Source organism: uncultured Oscillibacter sp. (assembly GCF_910587525.1).
In the GTDB taxonomy this organism is placed as follows: Bacteria; Bacillota; Clostridia; order Oscillospirales; family Oscillospiraceae; genus Oscillibacter.
Genome location: NZ_CAJULS010000059.1, coordinates 1 through 13,808 on the forward strand (window position 1 = coordinate 1; position 13,808 = coordinate 13,808).

Below are 13,808 nucleotides of genomic sequence, written 5' to 3' on the forward strand. Positions count from 1 at the left end.
GAGGAAGTGGTGGAGGGCGTGTGCGAGCGCTGCGGCGGCGAGGTCATCCGCAAGGAAAAATCCCAGTGGATGCTGGCCATCACCAAGTATGCCGACCGCCTGATCGACGACCTGGACGATGTGGACTTCATCAACCGCGTGAAGATTCAGCAGCGCAACTGGATCGGCCGGTCCGAGGGCTGCGAGCTGACCTTTGAGACCAATATGGAGGACACCGTCAGCGTCTACACCACCCGGGCGGATACGCTCTTCGGCCTTTCCTACGTGGTCATCTCCCCGGAGCACCCCCTGCTGGAAAAATGGAAGAACCGCATTTCCAACTGGGACGAGGTGTCTGCCTACCAGGCGGAGGCCGCCCGGAAATCCGACTTTGAGCGGGGCGAACTGAACAAGGAGAAAACCGGCGTCCGGCTGGAGGGCGTCCTGGTCACTAATCCCGCCAATGGCGAGACCGTCCCCATGTTCGTCTCCGACTATGTGCTCATGGGCTACGGCACCGGTATCGTTATGGGCGTGCCGGGCCACGACCAGCGGGACTGGGACTTTGCCACAAAATTCGGCCTGCCCATCATCCCCGTGGTGGCGGGCGGTGATATTACCAAGAGCGCCTACACCACCAAGGACGACGGGATCATGATCAACTCCGGCTTCCTCAACGGCATGACTGTGAAGGAGGCCATCCCCGCCATGAAGGACTACGCCGTGGAGCACGGCTTTGGTGTGAAGAAGACGAACTTCAAGCTCCGGGACTGGGTGTTCAGCCGCCAGCGCTACTGGGGCGAGCCCATCCCCCTGGTGAACTGCCCCCAGTGCGGCTGGGTGCCCCTGCCGGAGGACCAGCTGCCCCTGCTGCTCCCCGAGGTGGAGAGCTACGAGGTCACCGACACCGGCGAGTCTCCTCTCGCCAAAATGACCGGCTGGGTGAACACCACCTGCCCCCAGTGCGGCGGCCCCGCCCAGCGGGAGACGGACACCATGCCCCAGTGGGCGGGTTCTTCCTGGTACTTCCTGCGGTATATGGACCCCCACAACGACAAGGCGCTGGCCTCCAAAGAGGCCCTGGACTACTGGTCTCCCGTGGACTGGTACAACGGCGGCATGGAGCACACCACGCTTCACCTGCTGTACTCCCGCTTCTGGCACAAGTTCCTCTATGACATCGGCGTGGTGCCCACCAAGGAGCCCTACGGCAAGCGCACCAGCCATGGCATGATTCTGGGCGAGGGCGGCGAGAAGATGAGCAAGTCCCGGGGCAACGTGGTGAACCCCAACGACATCGTGGCCCAGTACGGCGCGGACACCATGCGCCTGTATATCATGTTCGTGGGCGATTTTGAGCAGGCGGCCATCTGGTCCACCGAGGCGGTGAAGGGCTCCAAGCGGTTTTTGGACCGGGTGTGGAACCTGGCGGAAGCTGCCGGCGACAGCTATGACGTAACCCCCGCCAACGAGGCCATCCTCCACAAGACCATCAAGAAGGTCACCGACGATGTAGACAGCCTGAAGATGAACACCGCCATCGCCGCCATGATGACCGCCGTCAACGAGCTGACGGCCAACGGCGTGACCAGGGGCGACATGAAGACGCTTCTCCTCCTGCTGAACCCCTTCGCCCCCCATATCACCGAGGAGCTGTGGGAGACGCTGGGCTTTGCCGCAAAGACCGGGAAGATGTGCTGCCAGGCGGAGTGGCCGGTGTACGACGAGAGCAAGACCGTGGCCTCCGCCGTGGATATGGCGGTGCAGGTCAACGGCAAGCTGAAGGGCTCCATCACCATGCCGGTGGACAGCGATGAGAAGGCCGTGGTGGACGCCGCCATGCAGGTGGAGAAGGTCCAGAAGGCCACCGAGGGCATGAAGATCGTCAAGACCATCCTTGTCAGGAACCGCCTTGTGAACCTGATCGTCAAGCCTCAGTGAGGCGTGAAAATTACAGGGAGCGGCCAACCGGGGCCCCGTCCGCTGGACGGGGCCCTGTCCTGTGCTCCGGAAGTGGACGCCGCGTTGCAAGTTCCTATCTGTTTTGTGAAAAAGCACCATTCTATGCTAAAGAATTTGTATATTTCCCTTGACAGTTGCCAAAGAAGCGATTAAACTGATAACGGATAATTATCGGAGGGCGATAGGGGTGCTCTCTGGTTGTTTATTCGATTACGGAAAACCGATACCGATTTTTTAGGAGGAAGCAGAGAATTATGATACCATACGTGATCGGAGCCCTGATCGGGCTGGTGGTCGGCGGCGTGGTGTGGTTTCCCCTCGGTATTCGCTATCGGAAACAAGTCTCCGAGAAGGAGATCTCAAGCGCGGAAGAAGAAGGTACGCGCATTATCAACGAGGCCATCAAGAGCGCCGAGGCGAAAAAACGCGAGGCGCTGGTGGAAGCGAAGGAAGAGATCTTAAAGAGCCGCAGCGAGTACGAGAGGGAAGAAAAAGCCCGCAGAGCCGATCTGCAGCGGCAGGAAAACCGCCTGCAGCAAAAGGAAGAGAACCTGGACCGCAAGACAGAGGCCATTGAGAGGAAAGAGGAATCTCTGGCCCAGAAGCACGCGGCCGCCGACCGGGAGAACGAGGAGATCAAGACCATCAAGCGCAGCCAGACCGAGATGCTGGAGCGCATCTCCGGCTTCACCGCCGACGAGGCCAAGCAGTACCTCATCGACCAGGTGGAGTCCGAGGTCATCCATGAGACCGCCGTCAAGATCAAAGAGGTGGAGTCCCGGATGAAGGAGGAGTGCGAGGCCCGGGCCCGCGAGGTGGTGGCCCAGGCCATTCAGCGCTGCGCCGCAGACCAGGTGTCCGAAATGACCGTCAGTGTGGTTCCCCTGCCCAATGACGAGATGAAGGGCCGCATTATCGGCCGCGAGGGCCGCAACATCCGCACCATTGAGACGCTGACCGGCGTGGATCTGATTATCGACGATACGCCAGAGGCCATTACCGTCAGCTGCTTTGAGCCGGTGCGGCGGGAGATCGCCCGCCTGGCCCTGGAGAAGCTGATCGCCGACGGCCGCATCCACCCCACCCACATTGAGGAGATGGTGGAGAAGGCCCGGCGGGAGGTGGACGCCGTCATCAAGAGCGAGGGCGAGCGGGCCGTGTTCGAGTGCGGCATCCGCAATCTCCACCCGGAGCTGGTGAAGATGCTGGGCCGCCTCCACTACCGCACCAGCTACGGACAAAACGTCCTGCGCCACTCCATCGAGGTCTCTCACATTGCGGGCATGATGGCCGCCGATGTGGGGGCCGACGTCCAGGCCGCCAAGCGGGCGGGACTGCTCCACGACCTGGGCAAGTCCGTGGACCATGAGATGGAGGGCACCCATGTGGCCCTGGGCGTGGAATTCGCCCGGAAGTACAAGGAAAAAGAGGACATCATCCACGCCATCGAGGCCCACCACAACGATGTGGAGCCCAGGACCATCGTTGCCTGCCTGGTTCAGGCCGCGGACGCCATTTCCGCCGCCCGGCCCGGCGCCCGCCGCGAGAACCTGGAGAACTACATCAAGCGCCTGGAACAGCTGGAGACCATCACCGGCTCCTATCCCGGCGTGGACAAGGCGTTTGCCATCCAGGCGGGCCGGGAGGTCCGGGTCATGGTGAAGCCCGAGCAGGTCAGCGAGGACCAGATGGTCATTCTGGCCCGGGATCTGGCCAAGAAGATCGAGGAGGAGATGGAGTACCCCGGTCAGATCAAGGTCCACGTCCTGCGGGAGACCAAGGTCGTGGAGTACGCGAAATAACCCCCTTTGCAAAGGACTGCAAAGGCACAAAACGCACGGAACAGAAAGCGGCAGTGAACCCCTCACAGCCGCTTTCTGTCTTTTTACATTTCATCAAAGAAAGGTTGATGTTTCCATGAGTATTCAAGGCCTTTGCGGCACCCGGGGCGCGGCGGAGCGCCGCCCCTCCTCCGCCGGATCGGCCCGGACGGCGGGTGCGTCCTTCCAAGACCAGCTGACCCGGACCTCTGCCTCCGTCACAGGTCCCGCGTTCCACCTCCGTATGCCCGGCGGGAACACCGTCTTCTCCGGGAACCGCACCGGCAGGAACAACACCGCCCAGGAGATCTACGCCGAGTACACGGCGGACTCCACCCCCGGCGACCCCATCGTCCGCGTCACCGGCACGTCGGACAGCGGGCCCTACGACTTCACCTGTCATATCAACGATATTGACCCATCTAACGCCTCCTATGCCGAGATGGCGGCGCTGTACGGCCACCTGGTGAAGACCGGCGCGTACCAAAGCGCTCTGGGCGGCGGCGTGCTTCCCACCGGGCTGGAGGCCGGCGATATCACCGCGAAGCGGGACTACCTCAGCGCCATTGACAGCCACCAATACGACCGCCGTTTCGGCGGCGTATGCAGTGCCCAGGCTTCGGAGCTGCTGGCGCTGTATCAGAGCTGCGCCTCCGGCGCCGCCGGGGCGGCCCCCTGCTGGCCGGAAGCTGACGGCGCCAGCCTCACGCGCGGCAGCCTGACGGACACCCTGAACGAGGCCCGGCTCCTGCTTCTCCGGCGGACGAAGGAGGGCCGGGAGTGGAAGAAGGAGCAGGAGGAGTGGGAACGGCTGATGAAGTGCCTGGACAACTGGATCGACGCCCTGCGGGACGCGGCGGACCGGGAGCGGGAGGACCGGGGCGTCACGGCGGAGGGCGGCGAGGCGATGCTGTCCATGTACCGGAACCTGATCGCCGGGGCGGCCTGGGCAGAGGCGGCGGGCGCGGACCCGGCCCAGAGCAGGGAGGACCTTCTCTCCGCCCTGACCGCGGCCCAGAGCGAGTTGCTGGAGCGGCTGAAAGAGGAGAAAGCCATGGCGGAGGAGCGGGAGGACTGGGCGGACCTGCTGAAACGGCTGGACCGCTGGATTGAGGCCCTGCGGGGGGAGCTCCCGGAATCGGAGCGTGTTCCCCGGACGGAGGCCGCCGGAGACCGGACGGACGAATACAAAATGTGATATTTTACATAAAAACACCTCCGGGGATATGCCCCGGAGGTGTTTTTACACGTCGTTGTCCTCCTGTTCCGCAGCCCGGCGCGCTGTCTCCGCGATATCGTCCCTGGAGAAGCGGAAGACCCTGGCAAGACCGGTCTGTTCGGGATCGCCTGTGGTAAGAATGGGAACCCACTGCTTTGCGCACACGGTGTCGGTGGAGTATTCCTCGCGGGAGTGACCTGCTTCAATGTACTTGTCTTCCGTGTCCTGCTCGGCTCTGACCAGGAGGTTGATCGCCCGCTCAGTCTTCCGAAGCAGATGCAGGTACATCTCTTTCCACATCTCCAGCTCTTCTCTTTCTGTCATATAATTCAGCCCCCTTATATCTAATGTTTTCATTATATAATGCAATAGTCTATTTGGCAAGAGGGCAAACTCACTAATATATCATGTATACATTGTATATTGGAGAGATGCTATATGATTAGATTGGATGTTTTGGAGCTGTTGAAGCAACGGGAGAAAACAAAATATTGGCTGTACAAGCAGTTGGGAATGAGTTATCAGAATTTCAATCGAATGGTGAACAATGAAACGAAATCCATTCGTTATGAGATGGTAGAGACGCTTTGCCAGGTGCTGGAATGTACGCCCAACGACCTCTTCGAGATCAATTTTGACGAGCCGGAAGATAAGAAGACGTGAAAACTCCGGGAGCAGCGCTCCCGGAGTTTTCAGCAGATACTGGCCGTTTCTCAGACCGCAGGCGCCGCGGCGGCCCGCCCGGCCATTCCGGCGTCTGCCCGCTTCGCGCCCGGCCGCTCAGGTAAAGGCGCGGAGCACCAGGTCGGTGGTTCCGCCGTCCGGCGAGAGGACCAGCCGGCGCACCCTGGGGTGCCCGGCGTACTCCTCCCGCAGGAAGTCCCGCAGAGCCGTGCCGCCGTGGCGGCCGTGGATCAGGCGGACGCGGTACACGCCGCCTCCGGCCCGGCGGAGCAGGGCATCCACCGTGACCCTGGCCTGATAGACGTTTTTGCCGTGGAGGTCCACGGTGAGGATTCCGGCCTCTTCTCTCATGGCGCCGCCTCCCGCAAAATATTTTCAAAACGATTGTAACACAGGACGGGCTGTGTTACAATGCGGAAAAACACAGGGAGGAAAAACCATGGCAGTTTACACCGAGACAAAGACCTACCATACCAGGGCCCACATGGGCATGATCGACGTGACGGAGGACTTCCAGCGGGCGGTGGAGGCGGCGTGCCGGAAGCACGGTATCTCCGCCGGAACCGTCACCGGCTTCACCACCGGCGGCGTGGCGGGCCTCACCACCCTGGAGTTCGAGCCGGGCATGGTGAACCACGACCTGAAAGCCGCCCTGGACGTGTTCTCCCCCTACCTGGACCAGCAGGGCCGGGTGGTGCCCTACTGGCACCATGAGACGTGGCACGACGACAACGGCTCCTCCCACATCAAGGCGGCGCTGCTGTCCCCCTTCATCACCGTCCCCTTTGTGGGGGGAAAGATCACCGTGGGCCCCTGGCAGAACCTGACCCTGGTGGAGTGCGACACCCGGGACCGGGTGCGGGATATCGTGTTCCAGGTCATGGGCGAATAGAGAAGAGCCGGAGGCGTCAGCCTCCGGCTTTCGGTTACTTTCCGCCGGTGTACACGGCGATGGCGGCCCGCAGAAAGGCGGCGCAGCCGGGGACCTCCCGGTCGTAGTAGGCCGTAAACCGCCCGTCGGCGGTGTACAGCTGCCCCAGCCCCGCGTGGGCCTGGGGGGTGTAGGCCTCCCAGGAGTAGGAAAGCCACCTGCGGTGGAGGGCGGCGATGCGCTGCCCCTCGGCCCCTGCCGGGGCCTCTCCCGCCCGGACGGCCCGGGTCAGGGCGGCTCTGATCTCCTCCTCCAGGGCCTTCCACTGGCGGTACTCCTCCTCCGTCAGGGCCAGAATACTGGCGTTGGCCCGGTCCACGGTCTCATCTCCGTACTTCTCCCGGATCTCCCTGCCGTACTGCTGCTCGTTGGCCTCCACGGCACGGCGCTTGAACGCCTCGAATTTTTCCTTGTCGGACATTTTTACTCCTCCCTGTGTCTCGTCAATGGTCTTCCGCACCGTCAGGATGAGACCGTCCAGCCGGACCCGCCGGGCCTCCAGCTCCTTCAGGTGGCTCTGCAGCGCCGCCTGCCGGTCAAAGGCCGGGTCGTCCAGAATCCGGCGGATGGCGGCCAGCTCCAGCCCAAGCTCCCGGTAAAAGAGAATGTCCTGGAGCCGGTCCACCTCTCCGGGGCCGTAGAGGCGGTAGCCCGCCTCCGTGGTCCGCAGGGGCTTCAGCAGGCCCTCACTGTCATACCAGCGCAGGGTCCGGGGCGTGACGCCCGCCAGCTCCGCCAGGGCTTTCACAGTGTATTCCATGTTCGATCCCTCCTGACAAAAGAGAGTATAGACCATGACGCAGCGGCAAGGTCAAGGGGTTTTTAAGGATTTTTTTCGGGGCTTCGGCCGGGTCAGCTCCCAGCTCATATCCAGCAGCGCTTTCAGCTTCTCCGCCGGGACGGCGCCGTCCAGGGCGGCGGTGATCCAGCTCTCCTTGTTCATGTGGTAGGCGGGATAAAAACCGGGCTCGGCCCGCAGGGAGCCGGTCATCCGGGGGTCGCACTTGAGGTTTACGATGTCCACGGCGTCCTCGCCCGCCACACCCAGCTTCGCCCGGGGAATGTCCAGGATGACAGCAAACCACTTGCGGCTGCCGCTGTGGCGGAACACCTCGTAGTTGGGATACCGGGCCCAGGGGCGGTCCGGCTCCGCGCCGTAGGCCTCCAGGATGTATTGTGTCAGTTCCGCTCTGTTCATGCCGCGCCGCCTCCGCTGTTTTCTCCGATTATATCATAATTTCGGGGGAGGTTCAATTGCCGGGAGCAGGGGCCGGGCCCTGTGAGCCGCAAGAGCAAAATCGCGGTTGGACGCTTCCCAATTCCTCTCCGCTCTCTGGCCGCGGAGACACAGGGGGAGCTGAGGGAAACATTTGCGCCGGGGCGGATTTTTTGCTATCATGGGAAGAGGACCTCACCGCGCCGCCGGAGGCGGCCCCCCAGGGAGTGGAGGACGTGGAGGAGGAGCGGACGTATGACGGGGCGGGCCGGCTGTGTGTGCTATGAGAGGGCCTATATCACCCACGGCAGTCTGGACTATTATTACATCTACGAGGGAGAGAACGCCGCTCCGGCCTATTGCCTCTGTCTGGACGACAACCTGGGGACCTGGTTTCCGGAGATGGCGCGCTATTTCTGAGAATGGAAATCCCTTTTCTTTTTCTGCGAAAAGGGGTATAATGAAACACCAAAGGAGGGGATGCCCCGTGCTGAACTCGACGCTGTGCTACCTGGAGCGGGGGGACGAGTACCTGATGCTTCACCGGGTAAAAAAGAAGAACGACCTGAACCGCGACAAGTGGATCGGCGTGGGCGGCAAGTGCGAGGAGGGAGAGAGCCCCGAGGACTGCGTCCTCCGGGAGACCCGGGAGGAGACGGGCCTGACGCTGACGGACTTTCGCTACCGGGGCCTTGTGACCTTCGTCTCCGACCAGGCCCCCACGGAGTATATGCACCTCTTCACCGCCTCCGCGTGGACAGGCACGCCCATTCCCTGCGGTGAGGGGGAGCTGGCCTGGATCAAAAAGGCGGCGCTCCGGTCCCTGCCCATGTGGGCGGGGGACAGGATTTTTCTGGACCTGCTGGAGGCGGGCGGGCCCTTTTTCTCGCTGAAACTGCAATACCAGGGGGAGAAGCTGGCCGGAGCATGGCTGGACGGACGGCCCCTGACGGTTTGAGGAGGCCTTTGGAATGGACGGAAAGATACTGCTGTTCGGATTTGAGGACCTGCCCGCCATCCTGGCGGTGAGCGCCGCGGCAGAGCCCTTCGGGGCGGAGGTGGTGCCCGTGGCCCGGGGGGACTACGGCCGGCCCATCGCCGCCCTGGCAGGGCTGGAGGGCGGCATTGGGGTCCCCTATGCCGGCGGGCCCCTGGGGGGACGGATGATGGTGCTCTGCGGCCTGGAGGACCGGGTGCCGGCGCTGCTGCCGGTTTTGGCTCAGGCCGGGGCGGGGCCCGACTGCCTCAAAGCGGTGCTGACGGACCACAACCGGGGCTGGAACGCCCTGCGCCTGTTCGAGGAGCTCCGCCGGGAGCGGCGGGCCCTCTCGGGAAAGTGAGGCGGGCCATGAAGCTGCTGGTATCCGCTTGTCTTCTGGGGACCTGCTGCCGGTACGACGGCGCGTCCAAGGCGCATCCCCTGTCGGAGCAGCTGTTGGAGCGGCATACGCTGGTGCCCGTCTGTCCGGAGCAGCTGGGGGGACTGCCCACGCCCCGTCCCCCGGCGGAGCGGAGGGGGGACCGGGTGGTGACCGGAGATGGGTCCGACGTGACGGAGCAGTACCGCCGGGGCGCGGAGGAGGCCCTCCGCCTGTGCCGCCAGCTGGGGTGCGGGGCCGCCGTGCTGAAAGAGCGCAGCCCCTCCTGCGGCCGCGGGGAGATCTATGACGGGACCTTTTCCGGCCGCCTCGCCGCCGGGGACGGCGTGACGGCGGCGCTGCTGGCGTCCCACGGCGTTCCGGTGTACGGAGAATCCCGAATTGAGGAGCTGTTGAAATGACAGAGGGCAGCCTCTGTCATTTTTTACAATTTTCAGGGGATATTTTCTGTCCGCTTCGTTGGAAAACGGGCTTGTACCGGGGAATGGTTTTCTGTATAATTGATAAAAATAATGAAGAGGAGGGGATACCATGCTGAAATCGGTGAAAGACGCGGCGGTGGTTTCTCTCTTTTCCATTTTTGGCGTTTCCCTTTTCTGACCGGCTTTGGAGCCGGTATTTTTTTGCACCAAAATCAGCGGAACAAATGAGAGGAGAGAATCTATGAAAGAGACCAACAGCACGGCCCCCATCCGGGACGCCCGGACCCTGGGTGTGCCCAGGATGCTGATCCTGGGCCTCCAGCACATGTTCGCCATGTTCGGCGCCACGGTTCTGGTGCCTATTCTGGTGAACTCCTACGGCCTGCCCCTGTCCATCCAGACCACCCTGTTTTTCGCCGGTATCGGCACGCTGTTCTTCCACGTCTGCACCCGGATGAAGGTCCCCGCCTTCCTGGGATCCTCCTTCGCCTTCCTGGGCGGCTTTGCCGCCGTGGCGGGGCTGGACAGCGGCATCTACGCGGGGATGGACCCCGCCGGGAAGCTCCAGTACGCCTGCGGCGGCATCGTGGTGGCGGGCCTTCTGTACGTGGTGCTGGCCCTGATCATCAACGCCGTGGGCGTCCACAAGGTGATGCACTACCTGCCCCCGGTAGTCACAGGGCCCATTATCATCCTTATTGGACTGAATCTGGCCCCCTCCGCCGTCAACAACGCCTCCACCTGCTGGTGGCTGGCCCTGGTGGCCATGGTCATCATAGTGGCGGCCAACATCTGGGGAAAGGGCATGATCAAGATCATCCCCATCCTGCTGGGCGTGGTGGGGTCCTACGTGGTGGCCCTAGCGGCGGGGAAGGTGGATTTTTCCGCCCTGGACATCAACGGCCTCACCGGCGGTCTGACCCCTATTCTGGGCCTCCAGCCCTTTTTCACCGACTTCGGCGGCTCCATCGCCAGGTTTGACATCTCCGCCATTCTGGTGATGGCTCCCATCGCCCTGGCCTCCATGATGGAGCACATCGGCGATATGTCCGCCATCTCCGCCACCGTGGGAGAGAACTTCATCGAAGACCCGGGTCTCCACCGCACTCTGATTGGCGACGGCGTCGCCACCTCCCTCTCCGCCCTCTTCGGCGGCCCTGCCAACACCACCTACGGCGAAAACACCGGCGTGCTGGTCCTCTCCCGGGTGTACGATCCCAATGTGATCCGGCTGGCGGCCGTCTACGCCTTGGTGCTGTCCTTCTCCCCCGCCTTCGCGGTGCTGGTGAACACCATGCCCGCAGCCATCGTGGGCGGCGTCAGCTTCATCCTCTACGGCATGATCTCCGCCATCGGCGTGCGGAACGTGGTGGAGAACCGGGTGGACTTCACCAACTCCCGGAACCTCATTATCGCCGCCGTGATTCTGGTGTGCGGTCTGGGCTTCACCGGCGGTTTGACCTTCACCGTGGGGGGCGTGTCCATCACCCTCACCAGCCTTGCCATCGCCGCCATCGCCGGCATCGTGCTCAACGCCATCCTTCCTGGAAACGACTTCCAGTTCGGACAGTCCGAGGGCGCGGACACCGCCGCCTCCCTGGGGCGGTATTGATCTCCTGCGCGGGTCATTGATACAGGGGAGACAGCCCCGGAGAGAAATTCTCTCCGGGGCTGTTTACACCGCCTGGAAAATGTGGTATATTTTTTGACTGACGAGAGGAGGAGATGTCCATGAGCCGTGAGGCGGTGCTGGCCCTGCTGCGGGCCGGTGGGGAGACATACCTGTCCGGCGAGGAGCTGAGCCGTCAGCTGGGCCTTAGCCGCGCCGCCGTCTGGAAGGCGGTGGACGCCCTCCGGCGGGAGGGCTACGTGGTGGAGGCCCGCACGGGACTGGGCTACCGCCTGGTCACGGCGCCGGATGCCATGACTGAGGCGGAGATCCGGAATTTTCTGGGGAAGACGGCAGTGGTGGGCCGGACCCTCAAATGCTTTAATGAGCTGGATTCCACCAATATCCGGGCCAAACAGCTGGCCCTGGAGGGCGCACCGGACGGCACGGTGGTAACGGCAGATTGCCAGAGTGCCGGGCGGGGGCGGATGGACCGCTCTTTCCAGTCTCCAAAGGGCAAGGGCGTGTATCTGACGGTGCTGCTGCGGCCCCATCTCCCGCCGGAACGGCTGTTGCCGGTGACGGCCATGGCAGGCGTGGCAGTGTGCGATGCAGTGGAGGAGCTCTGCGGCGTCCGCCCGGGGCTAAAGTGGCCCAACGACCCGGTGCTGGGGGGTAAAAAGCTCTGCGGGATTTTAACAGAGCTCTCCCTGGAGGGAGAAACGGGTCGTGTGCAGTATCTTGTGCTGGGCATAGGCGTCAATGTGCTGCACGTGGCGGAGGACTTCTCTCCGGAGGTGGCGGAGATGGCCACATCACTGTCCCTGGCCCTGGGGCATCCGGTGTCCCGTCCGGCCCTGGCGGCGGCGGAGATCCGGGCGCTGGACCGGCTGTACGCCAGCCTGCTGGCGGGGGATTTGACGCCGTATCTTGCGGCCTACCGGCGGAGTTGCGTCAACCTGGGCAGGACTGTCCAGCTGATCTCGCCGGACGGCAGCCGGGAGACCGCCCAGGCCCTGGACGTCGACGAAGATTTCAGTCTGGTGGTGCGGACGGCGTCGGGAGCGGTGAAGACCGTCCGCTCCGGCGAAGTGTCCGTCCGGGGCATGTACGGATATACGGAATGAGAACAGGGGAGGCAATATTTTGAAACTGCTTTGGGAACTCTTTTGGACTTTCGCCAAAATGGGGGCCATCACCTTTGGCGGCGGCATGGCCATGCTGCCCATCCTCCAGCGGGAGGTGGTGGAGAATAAGCGCTGGGCCACTGAGGAGGAACTGACAGACTACTATGCCATTGGACAGTGTACCCCCGGAATCATCGCAGTGAACACCGCCACATTTATCGGCCAGAAGTGCGGCGGCGCTGCCGGCGGCATTCTGGCAACGCTGGGCGTGGTGTTTCCGTCGCTTGTGATCATCTCCGTCCTGGCGGGGCTGATCACCAACTTCGCCCACCTTGCGTGGGTGAAGAACGCCTTTGCGGGTATCCAGGTGTGCGTGTGCGTGCTGATCTTCAACGCAGTGATAAAGCTGCTGAAGAAGTCCGTGGTGGATAAGCGCACCGCCGTGATCTTTCTGCTGGTGCTGGCGGGGGGACTGTTTCTGGACCTGTCCCCGGTGTGGTTCGTCATCGCCGCGGCCCTTGCGGGCATCCTGCTGAAAAACCTGGAGGTGAGAAGGTCATGATAGGCGTCTACCTGCGGCTGTACTGGGAGTTTTTCAAGACCGGCCTCTTCGCTGTAGGCGGAGGCATGGCCACCCTGCCCTTCCTCCAGAACATCGGCGAGACCACCGGCTGGTACACCTACGGCGATCTGATGAACATGCTGGCGGTGTCGGAGTCCACCCCCGGTCCTATCGGCATCAACATGGCCACCTACGTGGGATTCACCGTGGGGGGCGTCCCCGGGGCAATCATCGCCACGCTGGGAGAGGTGACGCCCTCCATCGTCGTGATCCTGATTGTAGCGGCCATCCTCCGCAGCTTCCGGGACAACGTATATGTGGACTGGGCCTTCTACGGCCTGAGGCCCGCCTCCACGGGCCTCATCGGCGCCGCCTGCGCCTCCGTTGTGCTGGAGGTGCTGACCAGTGTGGAGAAGGTCTCCCAGGGCACAGGCATCTGGAACCGCTTCATCCTGGAGGGAGATGACCTCTTCCGCTGGCACGGCCTGCTCCTGGCGGCGCTGCTGCTGGCGCTGACCAACTGGGTCAAGCCCACGAAAAAACTGCACCCCATCGTGTTCATCGCCCTGTCCGCCGTGGTGGGCGTGGTGTTCGGCTTCGCGGGGGCATAAGAGCCGCTTATATTTCAACAGAAGGACCGCCTTTTGGGTGAGCCTGGTAAAGAATGACACACAGAACCCAAAAATATCAGGCAGTCACCGCAAAATGAAGCCAATGTGACATAAATTAACACCCGAGAGAAGGCACGATTGAAAGATCGTGCTTTCTCTTTTGCCCAAAAGGAGGCCCTGACCATGCCGGAAGTCATTTTATCAGATTATTTCTACGGTGATGAAGACGTGCAGCCGTCGAAAAAGCCTCTCAACCTGATTGCGCTGTTTGTATAGCTGCTTATCAT

The 13,808-nt window shown here is 62.6% G+C and carries 17 protein-coding genes; 13 read left to right on the forward strand and 4 right to left on the reverse strand.

The window, feature by feature from the left end; all coding sequences use genetic code 11:
* The 3 genes from QZ326_RS06900 to QZ326_RS06910 all read left to right on the forward strand — a co-directional run.
* Nucleotides 1–1,920 (forward strand): leucine--tRNA ligase (locus QZ326_RS06900; RefSeq protein WP_295743050.1); only part of this gene is annotated, 1,920 nt, incomplete at its 5' end.
* A gap of 275 nt (nt 1,921–2,195) precedes the next feature.
* On the forward strand, nt 2,196–3,743 hold the full coding sequence (rny, locus tag QZ326_RS06905; RefSeq protein WP_295743053.1) for a ribonuclease Y: 1,548 nt from the start codon (nt 2,196–2,198) through the stop codon (nt 3,741–3,743).
* A 115-nt stretch (nt 3,744–3,858) separates the two neighbouring features.
* Nucleotides 3,859–4,959: a hypothetical protein gene (locus QZ326_RS06910; RefSeq protein ID WP_295743055.1), complete on the forward strand. Its 1,101-nt coding sequence runs from the start codon at nt 3,859–3,861 to the stop codon at nt 4,957–4,959.
* A 45-nt stretch (nt 4,960–5,004) separates the two neighbouring features.
* Here the strand turns inward: QZ326_RS06910 and QZ326_RS06915 are convergent, their stop codons facing one another.
* Nucleotides 5,005–5,304: a hypothetical protein gene (locus QZ326_RS06915; protein WP_295743057.1), complete on the reverse strand. Its 300-nt coding sequence runs from the start codon at nt 5,302–5,304 to the stop codon at nt 5,005–5,007.
* Nucleotides 5,305–5,418: 114 nt separating this feature from the next.
* On the opposite strand from QZ326_RS06915, the gene QZ326_RS06920 reads away from it, so the two are divergent.
* Nucleotides 5,419–5,643, forward strand: coding sequence for a helix-turn-helix transcriptional regulator (locus QZ326_RS06920; protein ID WP_295743059.1), 225 nt, complete (start codon nt 5,419–5,421; stop codon nt 5,641–5,643).
* Nucleotides 5,644–5,760: 117 nt separating this feature from the next.
* On the opposite strand, the gene QZ326_RS06925 is transcribed toward QZ326_RS06920, so the two are convergent.
* Nucleotides 5,761–6,015, reverse strand: coding sequence for a Smr/MutS family protein (locus QZ326_RS06925; RefSeq protein WP_295743063.1), 255 nt, complete (start codon nt 6,013–6,015; stop codon nt 5,761–5,763).
* A gap of 88 nt (nt 6,016–6,103) precedes the next feature.
* Here QZ326_RS06925 and QZ326_RS06930 point away from each other — a divergent pair, with 88 nt between their 5' ends.
* Nucleotides 6,104–6,556 carry a YjbQ family protein gene (locus tag QZ326_RS06930; protein ID WP_295743065.1) on the forward strand — a complete coding sequence of 151 codons (453 nt, stop codon included), beginning with the start codon at nt 6,104–6,106 and terminating at the stop codon, nt 6,554–6,556.
* Nucleotides 6,557–6,590: 34 nt separating this feature from the next.
* Here the strand turns inward: QZ326_RS06930 and QZ326_RS06935 are convergent, their stop codons facing one another.
* Together QZ326_RS06935 and QZ326_RS06940 are read right to left on the reverse strand one after the other, a co-directional pair.
* Nucleotides 6,591–7,355: a MerR family transcriptional regulator gene (locus QZ326_RS06935; protein ID WP_295743068.1), complete on the reverse strand. Its 765-nt coding sequence runs from the start codon at nt 7,353–7,355 to the stop codon at nt 6,591–6,593.
* A 51-nt stretch (nt 7,356–7,406) separates the two neighbouring features.
* Complete coding sequence (locus tag QZ326_RS06940) at nt 7,407–7,793, reverse strand: MmcQ/YjbR family DNA-binding protein (RefSeq protein WP_295743072.1); 387 nt, start codon at nt 7,791–7,793, stop codon at nt 7,407–7,409.
* Nucleotides 7,794–8,066: 273 nt separating this feature from the next.
* Between QZ326_RS06940 and QZ326_RS06945 the strand changes: the two genes are divergently transcribed.
* From QZ326_RS06945 to QZ326_RS06980, 8 genes are all read left to right on the forward strand, one after another.
* The gene (locus tag QZ326_RS06945) at nt 8,067–8,231 is read left to right on the forward strand and encodes a hypothetical protein (protein WP_295743074.1); all 165 of its coding nucleotides are present in this window, start codon (nt 8,067–8,069) and stop codon (nt 8,229–8,231) included.
* A 67-nt stretch (nt 8,232–8,298) separates the two neighbouring features.
* On the forward strand, nt 8,299–8,769 hold the full coding sequence (locus QZ326_RS06950; RefSeq protein ID WP_295743078.1) for an 8-oxo-dGTP diphosphatase: 471 nt from the start codon (nt 8,299–8,301) through the stop codon (nt 8,767–8,769).
* Nucleotides 8,770–8,782: 13 nt separating this feature from the next.
* Nucleotides 8,783–9,151 carry a DUF3783 domain-containing protein gene (locus QZ326_RS06955; protein WP_295743082.1) on the forward strand — a complete coding sequence of 123 codons (369 nt, stop codon included), beginning with the start codon at nt 8,783–8,785 and terminating at the stop codon, nt 9,149–9,151.
* 8 nt (nt 9,152–9,159) lie between these two features.
* The gene (locus tag QZ326_RS06960) at nt 9,160–9,591 is read left to right on the forward strand and encodes a DUF523 domain-containing protein (RefSeq protein ID WP_295743085.1); all 432 of its coding nucleotides are present in this window, start codon (nt 9,160–9,162) and stop codon (nt 9,589–9,591) included.
* 262 nt (nt 9,592–9,853) lie between these two features.
* Nucleotides 9,854–11,224, forward strand: coding sequence for a uracil-xanthine permease family protein (locus QZ326_RS06965; protein ID WP_295743088.1), 1,371 nt, complete (start codon nt 9,854–9,856; stop codon nt 11,222–11,224).
* Nucleotides 11,225–11,343: 119 nt separating this feature from the next.
* Entirely contained in the window at nt 11,344–12,348 is a 1,005-nt protein-coding gene (locus QZ326_RS06970; RefSeq protein WP_295743091.1) for a biotin--[acetyl-CoA-carboxylase] ligase, read from the forward strand.
* Nucleotides 12,349–12,367: 19 nt separating this feature from the next.
* The gene (locus QZ326_RS06975) at nt 12,368–12,910 is read left to right on the forward strand and encodes a chromate transporter (protein ID WP_295743094.1); all 543 of its coding nucleotides are present in this window, start codon (nt 12,368–12,370) and stop codon (nt 12,908–12,910) included.
* Nucleotides 12,907–13,521 carry a chromate transporter gene (locus QZ326_RS06980; protein ID WP_295743097.1) on the forward strand — a complete coding sequence of 205 codons (615 nt, stop codon included), beginning with the start codon at nt 12,907–12,909 and terminating at the stop codon, nt 13,519–13,521. Before QZ326_RS06975 ends, QZ326_RS06980 begins: the two co-directional genes overlap by 4 nt.
* The last annotated feature ends 287 nt before the right edge of the window (nt 13,522–13,808 follow it).

Bases quoted from the DNA above. Each gene is read 5' to 3' on its own strand.
- QZ326_RS06915 (WP_295743057.1), bottom strand. From the start codon at position 5,304: ATGACAGAAAGAGAAGAGCTGGAGATGTGGAAAGAGATGTACCTGCAT.
- QZ326_RS06910 (WP_295743055.1), top strand. From the start codon at position 3,859: ATGAGTATTCAAGGCCTTTGCGGCACCCGGGGCGCGGCGGAGCGCCGC.
- QZ326_RS06920 (WP_295743059.1), top strand. From the start codon at position 5,419: ATGATTAGATTGGATGTTTTGGAGCTGTTGAAGCAACGGGAGAAAACA.
- QZ326_RS06925 (WP_295743063.1), bottom strand. From the start codon at position 6,015: ATGAGAGAAGAGGCCGGAATCCTCACCGTGGACCTCCACGGCAAAAAC.
- QZ326_RS06955 (WP_295743082.1), top strand. From the start codon at position 8,783: ATGGACGGAAAGATACTGCTGTTCGGATTTGAGGACCTGCCCGCCATC.
- QZ326_RS06935 (WP_295743068.1), bottom strand. From the start codon at position 7,355: ATGGAATACACTGTGAAAGCCCTGGCGGAGCTGGCGGGCGTCACGCCC.
- QZ326_RS06940 (WP_295743072.1), bottom strand. From the start codon at position 7,793: ATGAACAGAGCGGAACTGACACAATACATCCTGGAGGCCTACGGCGCG.
- QZ326_RS06960 (WP_295743085.1), top strand. From the start codon at position 9,160: ATGAAGCTGCTGGTATCCGCTTGTCTTCTGGGGACCTGCTGCCGGTAC.
- QZ326_RS06980 (WP_295743097.1), top strand. From the start codon at position 12,907: ATGATAGGCGTCTACCTGCGGCTGTACTGGGAGTTTTTCAAGACCGGC.
- QZ326_RS06970 (WP_295743091.1), top strand. From the start codon at position 11,344: ATGAGCCGTGAGGCGGTGCTGGCCCTGCTGCGGGCCGGTGGGGAGACA.
- QZ326_RS06945 (WP_295743074.1), top strand. From the start codon at position 8,067: ATGACGGGGCGGGCCGGCTGTGTGTGCTATGAGAGGGCCTATATCACC.
- QZ326_RS06930 (WP_295743065.1), top strand. From the start codon at position 6,104: ATGGCAGTTTACACCGAGACAAAGACCTACCATACCAGGGCCCACATG.
- rny (WP_295743053.1), top strand. From the start codon at position 2,196: ATGATACCATACGTGATCGGAGCCCTGATCGGGCTGGTGGTCGGCGGC.
- QZ326_RS06965 (WP_295743088.1), top strand. From the start codon at position 9,854: ATGAAAGAGACCAACAGCACGGCCCCCATCCGGGACGCCCGGACCCTG.